At 67.0% G+C, this 20709-nt stretch carries 21 protein-coding genes; 10 read left to right on the top strand and 11 right to left on the bottom strand.

What is annotated here, in order from left to right; genetic code table 11:
* The 5 genes from V7066_RS16090 to V7066_RS16110 all read left to right on the top strand — a co-directional run.
* A partial coding sequence (locus V7066_RS16090; RefSeq protein ID WP_334183996.1) for a Csu type fimbrial protein occupies positions 1-364 on the top strand: 364 nt, incomplete at its 5' end.
* A gap of 26 nt (positions 365-390) precedes the next feature.
* On the top strand, positions 391-1158 hold the full coding sequence (locus V7066_RS16095) for a fimbrial biogenesis chaperone (protein WP_334183997.1): 768 nt from the start codon (positions 391-393) through the stop codon (positions 1156-1158).
* Between the two features lie 7 nt (positions 1159-1165).
* Positions 1166-3571, top strand: a complete 2406-nt coding sequence (locus V7066_RS16100; RefSeq protein ID WP_334183998.1) for a fimbria/pilus outer membrane usher protein — start codon at positions 1166-1168, stop codon at positions 3569-3571.
* Positions 3559-4566 (top strand): Csu type fimbrial protein, encoded by a 1008-nt coding sequence (locus tag V7066_RS16105; RefSeq protein WP_334183999.1) that lies wholly within the window; start codon positions 3559-3561, stop codon positions 4564-4566. Before V7066_RS16100 ends, V7066_RS16105 begins: the two co-directional genes overlap by 13 nt.
* A 123-nt stretch (positions 4567-4689) precedes the next feature.
* Complete coding sequence (locus V7066_RS16110) at positions 4690-5133, top strand: hypothetical protein (protein WP_334184000.1); 444 nt, start codon at positions 4690-4692, stop codon at positions 5131-5133.
* Here the strand turns inward: V7066_RS16110 and V7066_RS16115 are convergent.
* Complete coding sequence (locus tag V7066_RS16115) at positions 5130-6182, bottom strand: acyltransferase family protein (RefSeq protein WP_334184001.1); 1053 nt, start codon at positions 6180-6182, stop codon at positions 5130-5132. The two genes, V7066_RS16110 and V7066_RS16115, sit on opposite strands and share 4 nt — an antisense overlap.
* A gap of 3 nt (positions 6183-6185) precedes the next feature.
* The gene (locus V7066_RS16120; RefSeq protein ID WP_334184002.1) at positions 6186-7667 is read right to left on the bottom strand and encodes a hypothetical protein; all 1482 of its coding nucleotides are present in this window, start codon (positions 7665-7667) and stop codon (positions 6186-6188) included.
* Between the two features lie 155 nt (positions 7668-7822).
* Here V7066_RS16120 and V7066_RS16125 point away from each other — a divergent pair, with 155 nt between their 5' ends.
* The 4 genes from V7066_RS16125 (at position 7823) to V7066_RS16140 (ending at position 9951) form a co-directional block, all read left to right on the top strand.
* On the top strand, positions 7823-8779 hold the full coding sequence (locus V7066_RS16125) for a DUF4424 domain-containing protein (protein WP_334184003.1): 957 nt from the start codon (positions 7823-7825) through the stop codon (positions 8777-8779).
* A 148-nt stretch (positions 8780-8927) separates the two neighbouring features.
* Entirely contained in the window at positions 8928-9179 is a 252-nt protein-coding gene (locus V7066_RS16130; protein ID WP_334184004.1) for a hypothetical protein, read from the top strand.
* Between the two features lie 14 nt (positions 9180-9193).
* Entirely contained in the window at positions 9194-9688 is a 495-nt protein-coding gene (locus V7066_RS16135) for an SAM-dependent methyltransferase (RefSeq protein WP_334184005.1), read from the top strand.
* Entirely contained in the window at positions 9685-9951 is a 267-nt protein-coding gene (locus V7066_RS16140; RefSeq protein WP_334184006.1) for a hypothetical protein, read from the top strand. The genes V7066_RS16135 and V7066_RS16140 overlap by 4 nt, the downstream gene beginning before the upstream one ends.
* A gap of 51 nt (positions 9952-10002) precedes the next feature.
* Here V7066_RS16140 and V7066_RS16145 read toward each other — a convergent pair whose 3' ends face one another.
* The 9 genes from V7066_RS16145 to V7066_RS16185 all read right to left on the bottom strand — a co-directional run bounded on the left by V7066_RS16145 (position 10003) and on the right by V7066_RS16185 (position 19636).
* Positions 10003-10836, bottom strand: coding sequence for a TorF family putative porin (locus tag V7066_RS16145; protein WP_334184007.1), 834 nt, complete (start codon positions 10834-10836; stop codon positions 10003-10005).
* 136 nt (positions 10837-10972) lie between these two features.
* Entirely contained in the window at positions 10973-11353 is a 381-nt protein-coding gene (locus V7066_RS16150; RefSeq protein WP_334184008.1) for a hypothetical protein, read from the bottom strand.
* A gap of 106 nt (positions 11354-11459) precedes the next feature.
* Positions 11460-12161 carry a response regulator transcription factor gene (locus V7066_RS16155; protein ID WP_334184009.1) on the bottom strand — a complete coding sequence of 234 codons (702 nt, stop codon included), beginning with the start codon at positions 12159-12161 and terminating at the stop codon, positions 11460-11462.
* A complete protein-coding gene (locus V7066_RS16160; protein ID WP_334184010.1) occupies positions 12158-14839 on the bottom strand; it encodes a sensor histidine kinase KdpD in 2682 nt (893 codons plus the stop codon). The genes V7066_RS16155 and V7066_RS16160 overlap by 4 nt, the downstream gene beginning before the upstream one ends.
* The gene (kdpC, locus tag V7066_RS16165) at positions 14836-15438 is read right to left on the bottom strand and encodes a potassium-transporting ATPase subunit KdpC (protein WP_334184011.1); all 603 of its coding nucleotides are present in this window, start codon (positions 15436-15438) and stop codon (positions 14836-14838) included. Before kdpC ends, V7066_RS16160 begins: the two co-directional genes overlap by 4 nt.
* Before the next feature lie 191 nt (positions 15439-15629).
* Positions 15630-17678: a potassium-transporting ATPase subunit KdpB gene (kdpB, locus tag V7066_RS16170; protein ID WP_334184012.1), complete on the bottom strand. Its 2049-nt coding sequence runs from the start codon at positions 17676-17678 to the stop codon at positions 15630-15632.
* A 13-nt stretch (positions 17679-17691) separates the two neighbouring features.
* On the bottom strand, positions 17692-19395 hold the full coding sequence (kdpA, locus tag V7066_RS16175; protein WP_334184013.1) for a potassium-transporting ATPase subunit KdpA: 1704 nt from the start codon (positions 19393-19395) through the stop codon (positions 17692-17694).
* Positions 19396-19407: 12 nt separating this feature from the next.
* A complete protein-coding gene (locus tag V7066_RS16180; RefSeq protein ID WP_008829858.1) occupies positions 19408-19497 on the bottom strand; it encodes a potassium-transporting ATPase subunit F in 90 nt (29 codons plus the stop codon).
* Between the two features lie 13 nt (positions 19498-19510).
* Positions 19511-19636, bottom strand: coding sequence for a hypothetical protein (locus V7066_RS16185; protein WP_334184014.1), 126 nt, complete (start codon positions 19634-19636; stop codon positions 19511-19513).
* A gap of 165 nt (positions 19637-19801) precedes the next feature.
* Here V7066_RS16185 and V7066_RS16190 point away from each other — a divergent pair, with 165 nt between their 5' ends.
* On the top strand, positions 19802-20698 hold the full coding sequence (locus tag V7066_RS16190; RefSeq protein WP_334184015.1) for a 3'-5' exonuclease: 897 nt from the start codon (positions 19802-19804) through the stop codon (positions 20696-20698).
* Positions 20699-20709: the final 11 nt, after the last annotated feature.

A 20709-nucleotide genomic window follows, 5' to 3' on the forward strand; every position in this document is an offset into this window, starting at 1 on the left:
CAACTTCGGCACCGCCTCGACGTTCTCCACCCAGCAGCGCACGGCCACCTCCACGACGGGGCAGACCATGCGCCTGCGCTGCACGCAGGGCGTCACCCTGAGCATGACCATCGATGGCGGCACCCATTCCAGCAGCGGCCAGCGCAACCTCCAGCGCGCCGCAACCACCTCGCGCATTCCCTATACCCTGTGCCGCGATGCCGCCTGCACGCTGCCGATAGCCATCGGCACCGCGTACAACTCCGTGATCACCACGAGCAACAGCGAGGACGTGCGCCTGCCGATCTACGCCACGCTGACCCTGCCCGGAACGCTGCCGCCGGGCACTTATACCGACACCCTGACCGTCACTCTCGCATGGTGACCCGCCATGTTTCCAGGAGCCCGCCGATGCGCACCGTCTTCCGTTTCCTCGGCCTGGCGATGCTCTGCTTCCTCGCGATCCTCCTGCCTCTTCCAGTCGCCGCGCAGTCGCCGGGTTCGCTGCTGATCTGGCCGATCAGCCCGGTAATCGAGGGCGATGCCCCGGCAGCGGCGCTCTGGCTGGAGAACCCCGGCAAGGCGCCGATCACCTTGCAGATCCGCATCTTCGCCTGGACCCAGCAGAACGGCGAGGACCTCTATGGCGAGCAGAAGGACATTCTCGGCACCCCGCCGATCCTCAGCATCGAACCAGGCCAGCGCCAGCTCATCCGCCTGACCCGGCTGGTGCCGCCGCCCGGCGTTCCCGAAAAGCCCTACCGCGTCATCGTCGACCAGATCCCGACCGCCGACGCCGCAGCCACGCCCAGCGGCACTCAGGGTGCCGCAGTGACATTCCGGATGCGCTATTCGCTGCCGCTGTTCTCGCTTGCCAAGACCGGAGATGGCAACAAGAAAGCCGTTCCCCCGCCGCCGCAGCTCGGCTGGAAGACCGGAAGCGACGGCCAGGGCCGCTACATCGAAATCCGCAACAGCGGCACCGGGCACGCGCGGCTCAGCGATGTCGCCTTTTCGCGTACCGGCAAGCGCTCCGGCCTTGGCGAGGGGCTGTTCGGCTACGTCCTGCCCGGCGCGACCATGCGCTGGCCGCTGCCTGAGGGCACGGATGTTCAAGGCGTGTTGACGGCAACGCTGAACGGCAGGGCGCTGGCCCATATCGAGCATCTGCCGGAATGATCCGCAAGTGTCCGGAGCCGAGCCATCGCGGAGACGTCCGAAGCGAGTCCCGACCGGGATCGCCACCGGCGTCGTCGCGCTGCTGCTCGCAACGGACTGCCTCGCTGCGCCCGATGCACCGGACGCCCCCGATGCGGCCCCGCGCGCGGATTTCTTCTCCGACCTGCCGCCGCCGGTCGACCGGGCGGATTTCGACGCCGAGCAGACGCTACAACTCGAACTCTACGTCAACGGCATGGCCAGCGGCGTGCTAGCTTCGGTGCTCAAGCGCGACAACCGCTTCCAGCTCCGCACGGCGGACTTGCGCCGCGCAGGGATGGTACTGCACACGACCGATGAAAAGCTGTTCCTCGATACGCTGGACGGGGTGAGTGCCGACTACGATTCCGCACGCCAGCAACTGCACCTCACCGTTCTGCCCGACTATCTCCCTAACCAGCAGATCGGCCCGCACGGCCGCCCCCACGAGCGGGCGAAGCGGGACACCGGCGCCCTGCTCAACTACGACGCCTTCCTCACCGGCGGCGGGGGTCTGCCCCTCCAGGCCTCGCTCTGGCACGAGGCGCGGGTGTTCGGTAAGTTCGGCATGGTCTCGACCACCGGCGTCGTCAGCACCTCTCCGGGCAACACCTCCGAAGACCGCCGCCACCGCCCCTACATCCGTTACGACACATATTGGCGCTGGTCCGACGAGCGCAGCATGACGACGGTGGAAGCGGGCGACATCATCACCCGCACCCTCCCCTGGGCACCAGCAATCCGGCTGGGCGGGGCGCAGATCTCCCGCGATTTCTCGGTGCGGCCGGACATCGTGACCTATCCGCTACCCGAATTCGCGGGGAGCGCCGCCCTGCCCTCCACCGTCGATCTCGTCGTCAACGGCCAGAGGATCGCCGGCAGCCAGGTCAATCCCGGTCCGTTCTCGCTCGGCACCCTGCCGCCGATCAACGGCTATGGGCAGGCCAACCTGATCGTCACCGACATGCTCGGGCGCAGCATCGCAACCTCCGTGCCGTTCTACGTCAGCAGTGCCCTGCTGCGTCCGGGGCTGACCGAATATGCGCTGGCTGCAGGCTCGTTCCGCCGCAACTACGGCATCCGCAATTTCGACTATGAAGGCCTCGCCGTCAGCGCCTTCGCCCGGCACGGGCTGACCAGCGCGCTTACGCTGGAACTGCGCGGCGAAGCGGCCGAGGACATGCGCCTGTTCGGGGCCGGGGCGGTGTTCCGGGTGGGCGAGCTGGGGGTGGTCAACGCCTCCTACAGCCGCAATTTCGGGCAGAGTTCCGGGGGAGAGCTGACGGTCGGCTACGAATACCAAGCCCGGCGGTTTTCCGTGGGCGTGCGGCATATCCGGCACGACGCCGACTACGTGGATCTCGCCCTGCTCGACCAGCCCTACCGCCGCGGCTGGGAGCGCCAGACTTCCGCCACCGCCAGTTTCTCGCTCGGCGGCGGCGGGACGCTCGGTCTCGGCTATTTCGACCTTGCGCGGCAGGGCGCCGACAGCGGCAAGCTCGCCAACCTCTCCTGGACGGTGCCGCTCTGGCGCGAAAGCCGAATCTATGCGGGCGTGTCGCGAGACTTCGCCAGCAAGAGCTGGTCCGGCGCGCTGACGCTCACCGTACCGTTCGGCACCGGCTATGCCAGCGGCGGCGTGGCGCGCGATCAGGACGGGCGGACCGGGCTGACGGCGGACTACTCGCGGCCGATCCCCACCGAGGGCGGGTTCGGCTGGAACGCCAGCGTCTATGGCGAGCCCGGAGACCAGCCCTACTTGCGCGGCGACCTTGCCTGGCGCACCCAGCCGATCCAGCTGCGCGCCGGGGCCTATGGCCAGGGCGACTACACCGGATGGCTGGGGGCGAGCGGATCGCTGGTCTTCATGGACGGCGCCCTCTTCGCCGCCAACCGCGTGACCGACGCCTTCGCGCTCGTCACCACCAACGGCGAGGCGGGCGTGCCGGTGCGCTACGAGAACCAGCTGATCGGCGAGACCAACCGCGACGGCCGCCTGCTCATCCCCACGGCCAGCGCCTGGTATCCCGCCCATTACGATATCGACACGCTGTCCCTGCCGCCCAGCGTCCAGGCCGATGTCGTCAGCCGCCGCGTGGCGGTGGCGGCGGGTAGCGGCTATGTAGTCCGCTTCCCGATCGACCGCACGACCGTCGCGCGCGGCGTTCTCGTCGATGCCTCGGGCAAGCCGGTTCCGGCCGGTTCCGCCATCCTGCTCAACGAGAAGACGCGGACTTACGTCGGATGGGACGGAATGATCTTCCTGGAGGGCATCGCCGCCGAAAACGCGCTGGTGGCCACGTTCCCCGAAGGCGGCACCTGCCGCGCCCGCTTCGCGGCGCACCTGCCCGCCGAGGATATTCTCGACATCGGAACCCTGACATGCCGACCGTAAGCCGCCTTCTCGCGCTGTTCACGGCCATGCTGACATGCGTGCTGCTTTCGGCCCGCGCCGAGGCCTGCACCGTTTCCGCGGGCAGCGCCAACCTGGGCCAGGTGAGTTCCTACACGGTCGGCACCACGTCCCAGCAGGGCAGCGGCTCGGCCGGCTTGCAGTGCGACATCACGCTCGCTCTGCTGGCCACGCACTATCTCGGCCTTCGTATCGAGAACACCACGCTCCTGCTGACCGGACCCGGCGGACTGACGATCCCCTATATCCCGTCCGCCACGCAGAATGGCGCCGCCCTGCCCCTGAACACGTTCGAGAACGTCTCCTCGACACCCCTGCTCAGCCTGTTCTCCGGCGCGGGCGGCACTGTGCCGATCTACATACGCACCACGGCCACGACAGCCCTGCGGGCCGGAGACTATACCGGCTCCTTCGATCTGCGCTGGTACTATTCGATCTGCACGGTCGGCGTGGCCGTCTGCCTTGCTTACGACAACAGCCCCGGCCTCGTGCGCCCGCTGCTGACCGCGCCGACGAACTGGGGTACGGGGGTGGTCGCGCGCATAACGGTAACGCTCACCGTCCAGAACGACTGCATCATCAACGCCCCCGCCGCCGGGTTCGGCTCGGCTCCGCTGGTAGGCAGCTTCAACCCGATCACCCGCACGATCCAGATCCGGTGCAGCGCGGGAACCTCCTATACGGTGGGCCTCGACGATGGCGCCAATCCCAGCGGCAGCGTGCGGCGGATGCGCTTTACGTCCGGCACGACCTCCAACTACCTCAACTACGAGATCTACAAGACGACATCCTCCACCGAGCGCTGGGGTTCGGTCGGCGCGGCAAGGCGCGGCAGCGGCACGGCGGAAACCAATCCCGGCATCTACGACTCCGTGACCACGCAAAGCTATACCTACCGCGCGGCGATCCTGCCCGGACAAGTCACCCCGCCCGGCGGGACCTATACCGATACCGTCCGGCTCGACGTGGCATTCTGACCCTTCGCCTCTTGCAATTTTTATATCTCGATACGATATAAAATGGGAAGGTCTCTGGGAGAGGAGCCTGCCATGTCCGTCCTGAAAATTCTATTCGAGGCGATACTCGAAACCGGCGCAAGCATGCTTATCGTCGCCGCCGTCACGGCCCTCTGCATCAAGGCGGCCATGCGCATTCATCATGCCTTTGCCGCCGCTCTGGCGATGACCGCATTTCTGGTCGTCTTTGTGGTATCGGGCCTGGGGAGCGGAAATCTGCGGGCCATGATGCTGACGTTCGGATGCGTCGCCGCGGCAGGTCTCGTGCTCTGGGCCCAAAATGGCAAGCGGCCCTCAGCCAAGGGCTCAACCGAGGGAGGAGGCCTTCGACAAGGATGGCACTACCCGGCCCTGATCGCCCGCATCGGTGAGGAACGACAGCCCACGCCCGCAGAGCTTCGCGCCTTGCTGACGCGCCTGCGCACGGAAATGCAGCCTTCGCTCCCTGCCGACCGACCGGCGTGCCACGAGATCAAACGCGTGGCCAGAAGGGTAACGGCCAGAAGGGTCACAGAAAGCCCGAACTAGGCGGCGAGCGCCATTCCGGGCGGCTTTCCCGAGCCTCGCCGCAGCCGCCGCAGCAGCGGCACTTCGATCAGATGATGCACGGAAAGGCCGCAAGCGAGCGCACCGGCCAGCAGGAAGACGTAGCAGGACACGGGATGGGCGGCGGTGTCGATCCCGCTACGCAGCCAGACCTGCCAGGCCACGCCTATGCCCAGAAGGTGGAAGAGATAGAGGCTGTAGGACGCCTCGCCCAAGGCCACCGGCAGAGCGGGAACCCACCGCTGCGCGCCCGATTCCCACAGGGCCAGCCCCGCGATCAGTAGCGCGCAAGGCAGACCGTAGGCCAGCCGGGCGAGATTGCCGTAGCCATCGATCCGGCCCAGTGCCTCCATCGTCCCCACCAGCACGAGAAGCGCCATGGCCGCGAGCGCCAGCAGTCCTCCGCGACGGATCCAGCCCCGGTTCACGGCCAACGCCGCCCCCATGCCGAACAGGAACTGGAGATTGAACAGGCTGGTGAAGCGCGGCAGGCCGAAGTCCGTCAGCAGCCCGATCCCTTGCGCCATGCCCCAGAGCAGCCAGAGCGAAAGGCAGGCCAGCCCGAGCCTCCGGTCGAGTATCAGCAGCCCGAAGGCGGCGTAGAACAGCAGCTCGTGTTGCAGGGTCCAGGCGACGCCCAGCAGCGGGTCCTGCGCGACCGGCAAGAGGCTGGCGGAGAACAGCACGCGGGCCGGCGTCACGTCGCCGCCGTGATGCGGCAGCATCAGCGCGATCGTCGCCGCCAGCGCCACCCAGTAGATCGGCATGAGCCGCGCGAACCGCTGCCAGGCGTAGCGCCCGAGCGCCTGCGGATGGCCGATATCCTGCCGGTGGACATGAAGGATGATGAAGCCGGACAGCACGAAGAACAGGTCCACCCCCGCATGGCCGGGCTGGGTCAGGCGGGTGATCGCCGATGCGTCCACCGCCTGACCGAGGTGCCGGGCGGCATGATAGGCGACCACCGCCAGCACGGCGATCCCGCGCAGGGCCTGGATGCTCCGGAGCTTCGGCGTACGCGTCCCACTCACGCTTCAGCGCTCCGGCTGCGGCGGGACCATCGCGATCCAGCCGTCTCCGATACGGCGGAAATCCATGTTCCCGACAGGAAAACCGGAAGCCCGCAAATGCGCCGAGACGGCACCGGCATCGAACTGTTGCTTGCTGTCATGCTCGCCCCAGAACACCGTCGGGCAGCCATTCGCCATCTCCCGCGATCCCACCTGAGCAACCGAAAAACCGAAGGAGCGCGCCACGTACCGATAGGCGAAAGGCACGACCTGCGCATTGTCGCGCGGCAACATCGCCATGATTTCGGCATTCCAGAACGGGTCGACATGCACCACCGTACCCGGACAGCGGGCGACTTCCTGCGCGATCGCGCGGCCGGTGGTGAACCAGCTCACCCGGCTCACCGCAAGCGGCACGTTCTGGACGAGCGCCAGCAGCGTCGCCGCGAAACCGGCCAGCAGCGCCAGCAGCCGCCAGCGCGGCGACAGACCTTCGAGCAGCCGCCCTCCTGACAGCCCGACCCCGACCGAGACCGCCGCAACCAGCGCCATCAGATACTTCTCGATCAGGATCGGCCGCAGCATGTGCAGGGCAACGAGACCGCCCGCCGCCAGCACGACGCCGATCGCCAGCAGCGCCAGCGCTCCGGCCTCGCCGCTCGGCTTCCGGCGCTGGAGGACGTCGCGGCCCAACAGGACCGCCCCTGCCAAGGCCCCCGCCAGCACGACCGGATTGGCCTCCAGCGTGCGCAGCAGCGCCCATTCCACCGACCAGCGGGCGGAATCGAAGCCCGGCTCGATCCAGAACACCTTGGTATTGCTCAGCCAGATCGGAAGCTGGAGCGCGGTGATCGCGGCGAAGACCAATCCGGCGACTACCACCGGCACGCCGATCGCGCGTGTCTCCCGCCAGTCGCGGCGCACGGCGGCGGCCAGCAGGAACGGCAGGGCCAGCGCCGCGCAGGTCAGCGAGGTGATGATATGGACATTGAAAGCCGTGAGCGCGGCGATCCAGAACACCGCCTGTCGCCGGACCGAGCCCGCCTCTCCGGTCAGCCGGACGGCACAAAGCCCCAGCGCAAACACGACGACGGCGCAAAGCGAGAGGAAATACGAGCGCAGCTCGCTCCCGGCGATCAGCGACCAGGGGTTGGCGGCCAGTTCCAGCACCAGCACCGCTGCGGCAGGCGCGAGGCGCGGCACCTCGCGCACGAGAACCGCGCCGCCCGCCACCGCCAGCACTCCGAGCGCCGCATTGAGCAGGCGGTGATGTGCGATCGAGCCGAGCCACGCAGTCGCGCGGGCCAGCACGTAGTAGAGCGGCGGATGGTTGTCCGCGAGCCAGCTTTCGCGCAAGGCCGCCGTCCAGGGCACGCCGGGGCGCGTCACGAACTGGGTGTAGAACTCGTCGTACCACGGTCCGCGCTGCAGGCAGGTCCAGACCAGCGCGCAGCCGAGCAGAAGCAATGTGGCGAAAACCAGTAACCGGCTGGACGAACGGATCAACGACAGGCTCCGCAACTTGCGCGCCCGCTTCGGACGCAGGCAAGGCGTTTAGGCAGGTTTGGCGAATGAAGCGTTAACTCTGCTTCGGCGCCAAGCCAAGGTCCAGCCGTCACAAGCGCTTGAAACCCGGCCGCTCTCCGCGTTAGCATGGAGGCATGCGGAGACATGTTTTCCTGGCCCTCGCTGCGCTTTCCCCGTGCCTTCCGGGTATGGCCCTTGCCAACGATTCTTCCGCCCACCTGGCGGCAGGCGGCCTCGTGCTGACGCGCAGCGATGCCATCGAGATGCAGACCGAGGATCTCGAAATCTCCCGTTCGGCGGTCAAGGTGCGCTATACCTTCCTCAACACCAGCGGCAAGGATGTGGTCAGCCGCGTCGCCTTCCCGCTGCCACCCGTGGGCGGTCGAGAGATGTTCGAGATCGACGTCGCGATTCCCGTCGATTCTCCCGACAATTTCCTCGGCTTCGAAACCCGCGTGGACGGCAGGCCCGTGAAGATGGAGATCGAGCAGAAGGCCATGGTCGGCAAAGTCGACCGGGCCGCCTGGCTGCGCGCCAACGGGATTCCGCTCGCCCCGCATCTCGGCCCCGCGCAGGAAGCGCTGGAGCGCCTGTCCCCGGCGCTGCAGGCGGAAGCGAAAGGCCTGGGCCTCGTGGATGAGGAAGGCTACCCCGACTGGAAGCTGGAGACGACCTACCATTGGCTCCAGCGGTTCCCGGCAGGCGTGCCGGTGCTGGTCGAGCACGACTACAAGCCCTCGGTCGGCGGCACGGTCATGACGATGCTGGGCCGGGATGCGGCGCCGGAGACCGTGCGGGGCTACTGCGTCGATCCCGCATTGCTCACGACAATGCGCCGCGCCGCCGCGAAAGAGGTCATCTATTCGGAAAACTGGCTCGACTACATCCTCGTCACCGGCGGCAACTGGAAGAAGCCGATCGGCAAGTTCCGCCTCGTCGTCGACAAGGAACGACCCGAAGATCTCGTGAGCTTCTGCGGCGACGGCGTCCGCAAGATCGCGCCGACCCGCTTCGAAATGACGAAAACGAACTGGCGACCGGAAAAGGACCTCTCGATCCTGTTCCTCGAACGCCGGACCGAAGGAGAGTAAAGTTTCCTTAAAGACAGCCCGCATTATGAAATCTCAACGGGCCGCCGCCTGACCTCGTCTGGAATTCACACGCACCTCCTTTTAATTTTCGAGGCATCGGCCCGGTCGTTCCGAGGCCGATTGTCTACGTAACTTTGAGGAGCGTATCGTGATCGAATCCTTCGGCACTGCGGAGCCCGATCAACAGGGGTCCGTGCTCTATGTCGGCCAGGACCGGGCCGGACACTGGCTGGTCCAGGAAAACCACGGCCTTCTGGAAGGCAGGTTCATTTCCCGCGACGCCGCCTGGCGTTTCGCGCGCAGCGAAGTCCACGGCTTTCCGGGCGCGGTGATCGCCTTGGCAACGGAATGGCTCGTGCCCGCGATCCCCTTCGAGCCAACGCTCGAACGCGCCGCCTGACGGGAGAATCGACCATGCCTTACGCGCTTTCGCTGAAAGGTGCCTCGCCCTGGCCCGCCGTGTCGATCACGGCGGCGCTACGACCCCTGAAAATCGCCCCCGCCCCCTGCGAAGACCCTCGCTGGCCCGCTCTCTCGGCCCGGCTCGAAGTGCTGCGCGAAAGTGGCCGACGCGCCCTGCGCATCGTCCACGTCCCGTGCGGCGACGGCGCCCTGCTCATCGCAGCCGCCAGACGGGCAAGGTCTCTCGGCTTTCTGTCGATCGAGGCCGTTGGCGCGGATGTGGACCCCGAGCGCCTCGAACGCGCTCGCCGCCGTGCGAGCCTTCACGCGGACTCCGCCATCGGGTTTGCGTTCAAGCTAGCGCAGCCGCTCGCAAGCCTCGAAGCGGAGGCGGAGTTTCCGGCCGATATCGTGCTTTGCGAAGCACCGGCAGGCGCTCCGAAAGACCTTCTGGAGGCAGCGGCGCGCGCCGGCGATCTTGTCCTGCGTGCGCGGCTCTCCGCATGACACGGCGGGACTTTCGCTGGCGAGCGCTCGGCGCGGTGCTCTTCGTCGGTGGGCCTTGCCTGGCGCTGCTGACGCCGGGCCGGGCTGCCGGGCCGCATGGCCTCGTCACCGTGCTGTGCCTTGTGGCGACGCTGCTGGGCCTTGTCCTGCTGATACGGGGCCGGAAGGTCGCGCTGGCCCTGCGCGTCGAAAACAGCCCGCATCGCATGTTGCCCGCAATGCTGCACGAACGACGCCTGAAACGCCGCAGGCGGCGGGGCTGATCGCTATATCGAAAAAGCCCGGCATCCCCCGATGCCGGGCTTTCCTCCCTGTCAGAATGCCGCCGTCACCGAGGCAACGACAGCGGCATCGGCAATGGAGCCGGTGCCGTCCTGCCCCTTGCTGAAGTTCGGCTGGAGCCGCGCAGCATCGGCGCCGCCGATATCGGTATCGACGTAGGACACGTTGAAGGTCAGGTTGCGCCAGGCAGCGTCCAGCCCGAGCGACCAGTCCCAATAGCTGCCGGTGGGCGCGACGCTGGTGCCGTTGGGACCGAGACCGGGATTGCCGTTCGAATGGCCCAGATGGGCCTTGGCCGTCAGCGGCGTTCCGGCAATCGCCAGCGCACCGTCGCCCCAGAGGTAGAGGTTGTCCTGCTTCTGGCCCCGGCTGTTGGGCGCGTTCGAGACATTGGCGAGCGCATATTGCTTCGGCGCATAAGCCGCGCCTGCCGTCAGGGTGGCCGGGCCGGCGGTGCCCGAGAGCTTGACGTAGGGCTCGGCGAAATCGGTATCGTCCGCGCCGCCCGGATACATGTACCAGGTCAGGCCGACGTCCAGGGCGGCGTTGTCGCTGAGCTTCGCCTTGTAACCGCCGATCAGGTCCAGCTCCATGTTGGCGCCGCCGAAGGTGCCCCAGCCCGAAAGGTTCGACGCCCAGGTTCCGACGTAGAGTCCGCTCTCATGGGCGATGGTAAGGCCGCCCTGAACCGCCATCGCCTTGTCCGACTGCGAGGCGCCGCGGAAGCGGTAGTCGGACGTCAGCGTGGCGGAGCCGGACACGGTCACGGCGCTCGGTACGGCCTCCTCCTGGGCCTGAACGGCCAAGGGCGCGAACCCGGCAAAAAGAGCGACCAGCAGAGCGGCGGGGGTAGCAATGGATTTCATGATGTCCTCTTGAGTTCTCCGCAAAAGGGCGGAGCGATTCGAGGACGCCCAAGTAGAACAGGATCGCATTTGATATCGAGAGCGAGGCAAGTGCGATCGCATAGTGTTTTCATTACTTTATTATCGCGGCGACAGTTCAGGCAGCGGAGCGGCGGGTATCACGAAGTGGCAGCACGGTTCTGGTCTCCGGGAAATCGATGATTTCCTCGGCCGCTGCATGTTCCGGATGGCCGAACACCTCGACCTCTCGGGGAGCGACCAGAACGGCGCTCCACCGGGCCGGAATCGCGACCTCCCTCCATAGCCCCGGCCCGACGAACAACAGGGCATTCCCAGTCACCAGCAGCAGGACCAGCAAGGCGCAGAGCCCCAGTTCGCCCAGGCTCGCCGCCCTCGGCGGATGCGCATGAACGCTTTTGTAGAGCAGCGAGCCGACGAACCAGGCGGCGCTCAGCAGAGCGCCGCCGCCGAGCCGCAGACCGAGCCGGGCTGCGAGAGTTTCATGCCATTCGGCCATCGTGCACCTCCTTGGGGAGGCACACCATCTATAGGCGCGCGCATAGCAATTCGAGAGCAGGGAACGGCCCGCGGCATAGAGATTTCACAATGCCGCGGGGCCGATTTCAGGCCGCGTCTTCGGGAAGGCGCAGGCGGTAGCCGATGCCCACGTCGTTGCTGATGATCTGCGGCCGCTGGGGATCGGTTTCCAGCTTCTGCCGCAGCGACCGCACCAGAACGCGCAAGTATTCGACGTGACGCTCGGACTCGTTGGGCCAGACGTTCACCATGATCTGGTCGTGGGTGATGACCCGCCCCGGAAACTTGGCGAGCTGCGCCAGCACCGCGTATTCCTTGGGCGTGAGGTGGACTTCCTTGCCCGCCTTGGTGATCTTGCGGTTCATCAGGTCGATGGAAAGATCCCCGGCGGTCACCGCCGGCACGCCGCCGCCGCGCGTCATGCGGTTGCGCAGCGCGACGCGGACGCGGGCCAGCAATTCGTCGGTATCGAACGGCTTGGTCAGGTAGTCGTCGGCGCCGAGATCGAGCGCGGCGACCTTTTCCTCGGTCGCCTCGCGGGCGGAAACGATGATCAGCGTGGTGTCGCTCTGCTGCTTGATGATCGGCACGAGTTCCAACCCGTCGCGGTCCGGCAGGCCGAGGTCGAGCAGCACGATGTCGGGCCGCTCCTGCCGCAGCCGGTCGAGCGCCTCGCGCCCGTTCACCGCCTCGATGGCGAGATAGTCGGCCCGCCCGAGCGCGGCGAGGATGAGGCGGCGGATCTGCGGCTCGTCATCGACGATGAGGACCTTGTGGCGGATGGTCATGGTACGTCCCTATCCTCGAAACTCTTGAGTATCAGCGCATTCGGAATGCGGATGGTGAAGCAGGCGCCGTGCGGGGTCTCGTTGTTCGACGCTTCCACCGAAAGCCCCATGGCCTCGGCGAAACCCTTGACGATGGCGAGGCCGAGGCCGGTGCCGTGGCGCACGCGGTCCGATCCTTCCAGGCGCGTGAACGTCTCGAACACGCGCTTTTCCTGGCCTGCGGGAATGCCCGGCCCCTGGTCGATCACCGAAAGCAGCAACAGGTCCGGCGCCCGGCGGCAGCGGATCACGATCGGCGTGCCGGAATCGGCATAGCGTCCGGCATTGTCGAGCAGGTTGATGAGGCAATGGTGCAGCAGGACGGGATCGACGCGCACCAGCGGCACGTCGGGCGGAATGTCGAGCTGCACCGCGTGCCCGTGCAAGGCGGCGCGGGTATCGTGGGCGGCACCGGCCACCGCGTCGAACAGGTCGGTCGGCTCCGGTTTCATCGGCAGGGCACCGGCCTCGACGCGGGCCATGTCGAGCAGGTTGGCGACGAAGCGGTTGAGCCGCAGCGCCTCGGTCTCGATGGCCTCGGCCAGTTCGCCCGAGGGGTGCTGGCGCATCTCCTGCGCCGCCGTCAGGATCGTGGTAAGCGGGGTGCGGAGGTCATGGCTGACCGAGGAAAGCAGCGCCGAACGCAGCCGGTCGCGCTCGCCCACAGCCTGCGCCTTGAGGTTCTCCTCCTCCAGCATCAGGCGGTCGAAGGCGATCGAGGCCTGGTCGAGCAGGCTCATCAGCAGCGGCAACTGGTCGGAGCGCAAGGGATCGGCGGCATCGGTGCGGGCAATGCCCAGCACGCCGAGGACGCCGCGCCCGGACGCGGCTGAACTCCGCAGGGGGTTGAACAGCCAGTCGGAGGCAGTGAGCGTGGCGGAACCGCGCCCGGCGGGCTGGTCGTTCTCCATCGCCCACTGCGCGGCGGCGCGCTCGATCTGTTCGAGCCGGTCCTCGGGTGGCAGCGCGGCGGCGAGCACCGGGCCGTCGGCGGAGGGCAGCAGCAGCACGGCGCGCACGTCGAGCAGGCGGGAGACTTCCGCGCAGATCGCCTGCATCAGTTCCTCGCGGGTGACGGCGGCGGTAAGCTGGCGCGAGAAGCTGGCGAGCGCGGCGTTCTGGCGCGCGCTCGATCCCGCCAGATCGGCCTGCGCGCGCACTCCGGCGGCGAACTGGCTGGTGACGATCGCGACGCCCAGCAGCACGAGGATCGAGATCACGTTCTCGGGATTGCTGACCGTCAACGTGCCGGTGGGCGGCAGGAAGAAGAAGTTGTAGGCGAGGCTGGAGGCGAGGCCCGCGAACAGCCCCGCGCGCAGCCCGAACGTCGCCGCCGCGAACATCACCGGGACAAGGAACAGCAGCGCGATATTGCCGAGATCGAGCGCTTCAAGCAACAGCCGCCCGATCACGGCCATCGTCGCCACCATCAGCAGCGACCAGAAATAATCGACCGGGTTTCCCCATTTCCCGCGCCGCCGCTGCCGTTCCCTGCGGCCGGGCACGGTGTCCTCGCCCGAGGGCAGGACATGGACCGCGACATCGCCCACCGAACGCACCAGCCGGTCCACCACCGAACCGTGGCGCATCTCGAACCACCAGGAGCGGCTCGACTTGCCGATGACGATCTGCGTCGCCCGCGCCTCGCCCGCGAACTGGCGCAGGCCCTCCACCACGTCGGCTGCGGGAATGCTGGCGGTCGAGGCGCCCAGCCGGGTGGCGAGCGCCAGCGTGTCCGCAAGCTGGCGGCGCTCCTCGTCGCTGAACTGGCGGTGGCGCTGGGTCTCGATATGCACGGCAGTCCACGGCGCCCTCAAGGCGTCCGCCATGCGCTTGCCCGCGCGGACCAGCCCGGCGGCGTGCGGCAGCTCGCTCACCGCGACAACGATACGTTCCCCGACGGCAAAACTGCCAGCCAGCGCATTGGCCCGCACATGCTCCAGCATCTGCGCATCGACCGCCTGCGCCGCGCGGCGCAGCGCCAGTTCGCGCAGGGCCGTGAGATTGGATTTGGAAAAGAAGTGGCCCAGCGCCCGCGTCGCCTCGTGCGGGATATAGACCTTGCCGTCCTTCAGCCGCTCGATCAGTTCGTCGGGCGGAATGTCGACGACTTCGATCTCCGCCTGTTCGAGGATGGAATCGGGCACCGTCTCCCGCACCCGCACCCGGGTGAACGAGGCGACGACATCGTTCAGGCTCTCGACGTGCTGGATGTTGATCGTGGAATAGACGTCGATCCCGGCGTCGAGCAGTTCCTCGACATCCTGATAGCGCTTGGGATGGCGGCTTCCCGGTGCATTGGTGTGGGCAAGTTCGTCCACCAGCACCAGTTGCGGAGCGCGCGCGAGAATGGCGTCGATGTCCATCTCGCCGAGGCTATGGCCCTTGTGCTCGACATCGCGGCGCGGGATCACTTCGTGCCCTTGCACCAGCGCCTCGGTTTCGCGCCGGCCATGAGTCTCGACGACGCCCACCACCACGTCCACCCCGGCATCGCGCCGCTGGTGGCCCTCGGTCAGCATTTCCCAGGTCTTGCCGACACCGGGCGCGGCGCCGAGGAATACCTTCAGGCGGCCGCGGCCTTCCTGCGCGGCAGCGCGCAGGAAGGCTTCCGGAGAGGGTCTGTCGTTTTGAGTCACGGGGTCTGCTTAGCGCCGATACCGTCCAGTCGTCGATTGAGTTCGAACACGTTTACGCGCGGTTCGCCGATGAAGCCGAGCAGCGGCCGCTCGACGCTCTCTTCCACAAGGCGGCGGACGGCGGCGGGGTCGAGACCCCGCACCCGCGCCACGCGCTCGACCTGATAGACGGCCGCCTCGGGTGTGATATCGGGATCGAGACCCGAACCCGAAGTGGTCACAAGATCGGCGGGGATCGGCTTGCCGGGTTCAGCCGCCTGCATCGCGGCGACCTGATCCTTCACGCGGTCGTGCAGGACTTGCGAGGTCGGACCGAGGTTCGATCCGGACGAGGCCAGCCCGTCATAGCCCTTGCCCGCCGCCGAAAGGCGCGTCTGGAAATAGCGCTCCGAGGTGAAGGCCTGGCCGACCACGGTCGAGCCGATCACGCGCCCGCCTTTTTGGCCGCTTTCCCGAACGAGGCTGCCGTTCGCCTGACTGGGGAAAAGCAGCTGCCCCACGCCGGTCATCGCCAGCGGATAGCCGAGGCCGAGCAGTGCAGCGAACAGCCCGGTCATGACGATCGCGGGGCGAAGGGATGAAGTTATATCGTTGGTCATTGTGTATCTCCTTGGCCGGAGCCAAATTCCTTGCAGTCGCCAGGAACACCTGCGCCCGCCCCCTTCGTCACCCTGAACTCGTTTCAGGGTCCATTTCGCCGTTCACACCGCCGGTCGATCGGCGCGATGGATCCTGAACCAAGTTCAGGATGACGATGAGGAAGGGCGCCGCGTTCCGAAGGCCTGCTCCCTTACGCCAGCCCCAGCCCGTTCACGGCCAGGTCAATGAGCTTGATGCCGATGAACGGCGCGATCAGGCCGCCGAGGCCGTAGATCGCCAGGTTGCGCGCCAGCAGCGGACCCGCGCCCATCGGCTTGTACTTCACGCCCCGCAGCGCCAGCGGCACGAGGCAGGGAATGATCAGCGCGTTGAAGATGATCGCCGAAAGGATCGCGCTCTGCGGGGTCGCGAGGCCCATCACGTTGAGCACGCCCAGCCCCGGATAGAGCACGATGAACATGGCCGGGATGATCGCGAAGTACTTGGCGACGTCGTTGGCGACCGAGAACGTGGTCAGTGCCCCGCGCGTCATCAAGAGCTGCTTGCCGAGGCCGACAACCTCGATCAGCTTGGTCGGATCGCTGTCGAGATCGACCATGTTGCCCGCCTCGCGCGCGGCCTGCGTGCCGGTGTTCATGGCGACGCCCACGTCAGCCTGCGCAAGAGCGGGCGCATCGTTGGTGCCGTCTCCGCACATGGCGACGAGCTTCCCGCCCTGCTGCTCCTTGCGGATCAGCGCCAGCTTGTCTTCGGGCGTGGCTTCGGCGAGGAAGTCGTCCACGCCCGATTCCGCCGCGATCGAGGCAGCCGTCAGCGGGTTGTCGCCGGTAATCATCACCGTGCGGATGCCCATCTGCCGCAACTCGCCGAAGCGCTCGCGAATGCCCGCCTTGACGATGTCCTTGAGGAAGATCGCACCCAGCAGGCGGCCGTCTACGGCCACGGCAAGCGGGGTGCCGCCGGCGCGGCCGATCTCGTCAGTCACGCGGCGCAGTTCGGTGGCGGCAGCGGTCGTCCCGGCCTCCGGATTGGCGCGAAGGATCGCCTGCACCGCACCCTTCTGGATCACCCGGCCGCCCGTGTTCACCCCGGAGATACGGGTCTGCGCGGTGAAGGGGATGACCTCCGCGCCTTCGGGCAGCACGGCCGTGGTCAGGCCGAACTTCTCGCGGGCGAGGACGACGATCGAGCGGCCTTCCGGCGTCTCGTCGGCGAGGCTGGCCATCAGCGCGGCTTCGGCCAGTTCGCTGATGTTCACGCCGCCCACGGACCGGAATTCGGTGGCCTGGCGGTCGCCGATGGTGATCGTTCCGGTCTTGTCGAGCAGCAGCACATCGACGTCGCCCGCCGCCTCCACCGCGCGGCCGGACTTGGCCAGCACGTTGAAGCGCACCAGACGGTCCATACCGGCAATGCCGATGGCCGAAAGCAGCGCCGCGATCGTGGTCGGGATCAGCGTGATGAGCAGCGCGGCGAGGATCGAGACCGGCACCGAACCGCCCGCATAGCTGGCAAAGCCCGGAATGGTCGCCACCGCGATCAGGAAGATGATCGTCAGGCCGACGAGCAGCAGGGTCAGCGCGATCTCGTTGGGGGTCTTCTGGCGCTCGGCGCCTTCGACCAGCGCGATCATGCGGTCGAGAAAGCCCTGCCCCGGATTGACGGTGACGCGCACGCGGATCTCGTCCGAGATGACACGGGTGCCCGCAGTCACCGCCGAGCGGTCGCCGCCCGCCTCGCGGATGACGGGCGCGGATTCGCCGGTGATCGCGGCTTCGTTGACCGAGGCGACGCCGGAGATGACTTCGCCGTCCGAAGGGATCAGGTCGCCGGTCTGCACCAGCACCACGTCGCCTTTCTTCAGCTGACTGGCGGGCACGTCGTCGAACCGTGCGCCGTCACCCTTGAGGCGCTTGGCGGTCAGTTCCGCCTTGGTGGCGCGCAGCGAAGCCGCTTGCGCCTTGCCGCGCCCTTCGGCCAGCGCCTCGGCAAAAGTGCCGAACAGCACCGTCAGCCAGAGCCATACGACGAGCTGGAGCTTGAAGCTCGCGGCCAGACCGTCATGGCCGACGATCAGCAGCACCGTCAGCAGCACCGCGACGACGGCGGTGGTGAACATCACCGGGTTGCGGATCAGTTCCCGGGGATCGAGTTTGCGGAAGGCGTCTCCGATCGCCGGAACGATCAGGTCTGCCGTGAAGAGAGATTTGGTTTCGGAAGCTTTTGCAGGCCGGGCCATGTTGCAAGGTTCCTTAGAAAAGCTGGCCACGGATCATCGCGAGATGATCGGCGATGGGACCGAGCGCGAGGCTGGGCAGGAAGGTCAGGCCGCCGACGATCAGCACGATGCCGATCAGCAGGCCGGTCCAGAGCGGTCCCGTGGTGGGGAAACTGCCTGCGGTCTCCGGCGTGTACTTCTTGGCGGCAAGGCTGCCTGCCACGGCCAGCATCGGGATGATGATGAAAAAGCGGCCGATCCACATGGCCACGCCCAGCATGCCGTTGTAGAACGGCGTGTTGGCGGAAAGTCCCGCGAAGGCGGAGCCGTTGTTGGCGACGGCGCTGGTGAAGGCGTAGAGGATTTCCGAGAAGCCGTGCGGCCCCTTGTTGAGCGGTCCGGCAAGACCCGCAGGCAGCACCGAGGCCACCGCGCTCATGCCCAGGATCGTCAGCGGCAGCACCGCGATCGCCAGCACGGCCAGCTTGACCTCGCGGCTCTCGATCTTCTTGCCGACATATTCGGGTGTGCGTCCGACCATCAACCCCGCCACGAAGACAGCGAGGATGGCGAACAGCAGGAACCCGTAGATGCCCGCGCCGACGCCGCCGATAACGACTTCGCCAAGCTGCATGTTGAACAGCGGGATCATGCCGCCGAGCGCCGTGAAGCTGTCATGCATGGCGTTGACCGCGCCGCAGCTCGCCGCCGTGGTGACGACCGAGAACAGCGACGATGCGGCAATGCCGAAACGGACTTCCTTGCCCTCCATGTTGCCCCCGGCCACGCCGAGGTGATGGAGCACGGGATTGCCTGCCGCCTCCTGCCAGTAGGTCACGGCGGTTCCCGCGAGGAACAGCGCCATCATCGCCGCCAGGATCGCCCAGCCCTGGCGCGTGTTGCCCACGGCCTTGCCGAACGTATAGGTCAGCCCCACGCCGATCGCGAAGATCGACAGCATCTGCACGAGGTCGGTCAGCGCCGTCGGGTTCTCGAAGGGATGGGCCGAGTTGGCGTTGAAGAACCCGCCGCCGTTGGTGCCCAGCATCTTGATCGCCTCCTGCGAGGCGACGGGGCCGAGCGCGAGCGTCTGCTTCACGCCTTCCAGCGTGGAAACGTCCACCGAGGCGGCCAGGGTCTGCGGCACCCCGCTGGCGATGTAGAACAGGGTGAGCGCGATGCAGAGCGGCAGCAGCAGGTACAGCGTCACCCGCGTCATGTCGGCCCAGAAATTGCCGATGCCCGATGCGCTACGGCGTGCGAAACCGCGAAACAGCGCGAAGGCCAGCGCAATGCCGGTCGCCGCCGAGAGGAAGTTGTGAATGGTCAGCGCCAGCATCTGCGACAGGTTCGACATCGTCGATTCACCGCCATAGCTCTGCCAGTTGGTGTTGGCGCCGAAGCTGATCGCCGTATTGAACGAAAGGTTCTCGCTCAACGCGCCGTAGCCCAGCGGATTGAGCGGCAGCAGCGCCTGCGCGCGCAGCAAAACGTAAGTGAGCAGGATCAGCACGGCGTTGAAGATCAGCATGTGCACGGCGTAGCGGCGCCACGACTGGTCCTCTTCGGGATCGATCCCGGAAAGCCGGTAGAACCCGCGCTCGACAGGCCCGAACACCGCATGAAGCGGCGTGCGGCGCCCTTCGTAAAGCGCGTGGAGCCACAGTCCCATCGGCTTGGTAAGCGCCAGCAGAATGCCGACGAAGGCCGCAATCAGCAGCCATCCCTGTAGGGTCATTGGGGCGCGCTCCTAGAAGCGTTCGGGCCGTGCGAGCACGGCAACGAGATAGACGAGAAGGCCGAGCGCGGTGAATCCCGCCAGCCAGAGGTCGATGGTCATGTCCGGCTGCCCCTCACGCCTTGTTGCACAGGCCGACATAGCCGAGGCTAGCCGCCAGCAACGCGAGGGTCAGGCCGATCCAGAGGATGTCCTGCATGGGTATTGCTCCTGCAAGCTCACGTCGCGGGAGGCGCGGCATGAGTCGAATGCAGCAGACCCATTAGGATAATCCGCCGTTGAAGTTCGAGACGAGCTGTTCGGCGAAGGCGTAGTATTTGCATATGATTCATCGTTTGCTTCAGCATTTGAAGCAGCGTTGGATTTCGTGTTTCGACTTCGCCGCGCAGGCGCTATCGGAGCAGCGATGTTCATGCCCCCCCATGAAGCGCCGCCCAACGCCCTGTCCCGCGCCGCCGCCCTGCTCGAAGAGGATGCGGATCACCGGGTCTTGCGCCGCCTGCGCACCGTCTCGCGGTTCCATGCGCCGCGCCCCGGCGTGCCGTGCCGGATCGGCGTGGCCGTGGATGTCGAGACGACCGGGCTGGACAATACGTCCGACCGGATCATCGAACTCGCCGTCCAGCGCTTCCGCTTCGACGACGCCGGGCGCATCGTGCAGGTCGGCCAGCCCCGCGTCTGGCGTGAAGACCCCGAGCGCCCGCTCGATCCGCGCATCACCCAGCTGACGGGCCTGACCGACGAGATCCTGAAGGACCAGGCGATCGACGAGGAAATGGCCGTCGAGATCCTCGGCTCGGCGGACCTGATCGTTGCGCACAATGCCGCGTTCGACCGGCCCTTCATCGACCGGCGCCTGCCCGCCCTCTCCGGCAAGGCCTGGGCCTGCTCGATGGCCGAGCCGGACTGGCTCGAACTCGGCTTCGACGGACGGGCGCTGGGCTATCTGGTCTCGCAATGCGGATGGTTCTTCGAGGGCCACCGCGCGGAGAACGACATCCTTGCCCTGCTCTACCTGCTGGCGCACGACCTGACCGACGGCCGCACCGTGCTCACCGACCTGCTCGCCCGGTCGGAGCGGCCCAGCTACCGGGTGAACGCGGTGGACGCGCCGTTCGAGGCCAAGGACCGCCTCAAGGCACGCGGCTATCGCTGGAACGCGGCGATGCGGTTCTGGTCGAAGGAAATCGCCGAAGCCGAGCACGAGGACGAAGCGGCCTGGCTGGCGGCCGAAGTCTACACCGGCCACGGCAGCCCCGCGTTCTTTCCGGTGACCGCCAACGATCGCTACAAGGGCGCATGACCGTTCAGGAT

It is taken from the genome of Novosphingobium sp. (genome assembly GCF_036820275.1).
Classification (GTDB): Bacteria; Pseudomonadota; Alphaproteobacteria; order Sphingomonadales; family Sphingomonadaceae; genus Novosphingobium.

Excerpts from the sequence above, each read along its gene's own strand:
- V7066_RS16150 (WP_334184008.1), bottom strand. The coding sequence starts at position 11,353 with ATGGCCGAATGGCATGAAACTCTCGCAGCCCGGCTCGGTCTGCGGCTC.
- V7066_RS16140 (WP_334184006.1), top strand. The coding sequence starts at position 9,685 with ATGACACGGCGGGACTTTCGCTGGCGAGCGCTCGGCGCGGTGCTCTTC.
- kdpC (WP_334184011.1), bottom strand. The coding sequence starts at position 15,438 with ATGACCAACGATATAACTTCATCCCTTCGCCCCGCGATCGTCATGACC.
- V7066_RS16185 (WP_334184014.1), bottom strand. The coding sequence starts at position 19,636 with ATGCCGCGCCTCCCGCGACGTGAGCTTGCAGGAGCAATACCCATGCAG.
- kdpB (WP_334184012.1), bottom strand. The coding sequence starts at position 17,678 with ATGGCCCGGCCTGCAAAAGCTTCCGAAACCAAATCTCTCTTCACGGCA.
- V7066_RS16145 (WP_334184007.1), bottom strand. The coding sequence starts at position 10,836 with ATGAAATCCATTGCTACCCCCGCCGCTCTGCTGGTCGCTCTTTTTGCC.
- V7066_RS16105 (WP_334183999.1), top strand. The coding sequence starts at position 3,559 with ATGCCGACCGTAAGCCGCCTTCTCGCGCTGTTCACGGCCATGCTGACA.
- V7066_RS16180 (WP_008829858.1), bottom strand. The coding sequence starts at position 19,497 with ATGACCATCGACCTCTGGCTGGCGGGATTCACCGCGCTCGGCCTTCTC.
- V7066_RS16110 (WP_334184000.1), top strand. The coding sequence starts at position 4,690 with ATGCTTATCGTCGCCGCCGTCACGGCCCTCTGCATCAAGGCGGCCATG.
- V7066_RS16155 (WP_334184009.1), bottom strand. The coding sequence starts at position 12,161 with ATGACCATCCGCCACAAGGTCCTCATCGTCGATGACGAGCCGCAGATC.
- V7066_RS16125 (WP_334184003.1), top strand. The coding sequence starts at position 7,823 with ATGCGGAGACATGTTTTCCTGGCCCTCGCTGCGCTTTCCCCGTGCCTT.
- V7066_RS16135 (WP_334184005.1), top strand. The coding sequence starts at position 9,194 with ATGCCTTACGCGCTTTCGCTGAAAGGTGCCTCGCCCTGGCCCGCCGTG.
- kdpA (WP_334184013.1), bottom strand. The coding sequence starts at position 19,395 with ATGACCCTACAGGGATGGCTGCTGATTGCGGCCTTCGTCGGCATTCTG.
- V7066_RS16190 (WP_334184015.1), top strand. The coding sequence starts at position 19,802 with ATGTTCATGCCCCCCCATGAAGCGCCGCCCAACGCCCTGTCCCGCGCC.
- V7066_RS16095 (WP_334183997.1), top strand. The coding sequence starts at position 391 with ATGCGCACCGTCTTCCGTTTCCTCGGCCTGGCGATGCTCTGCTTCCTC.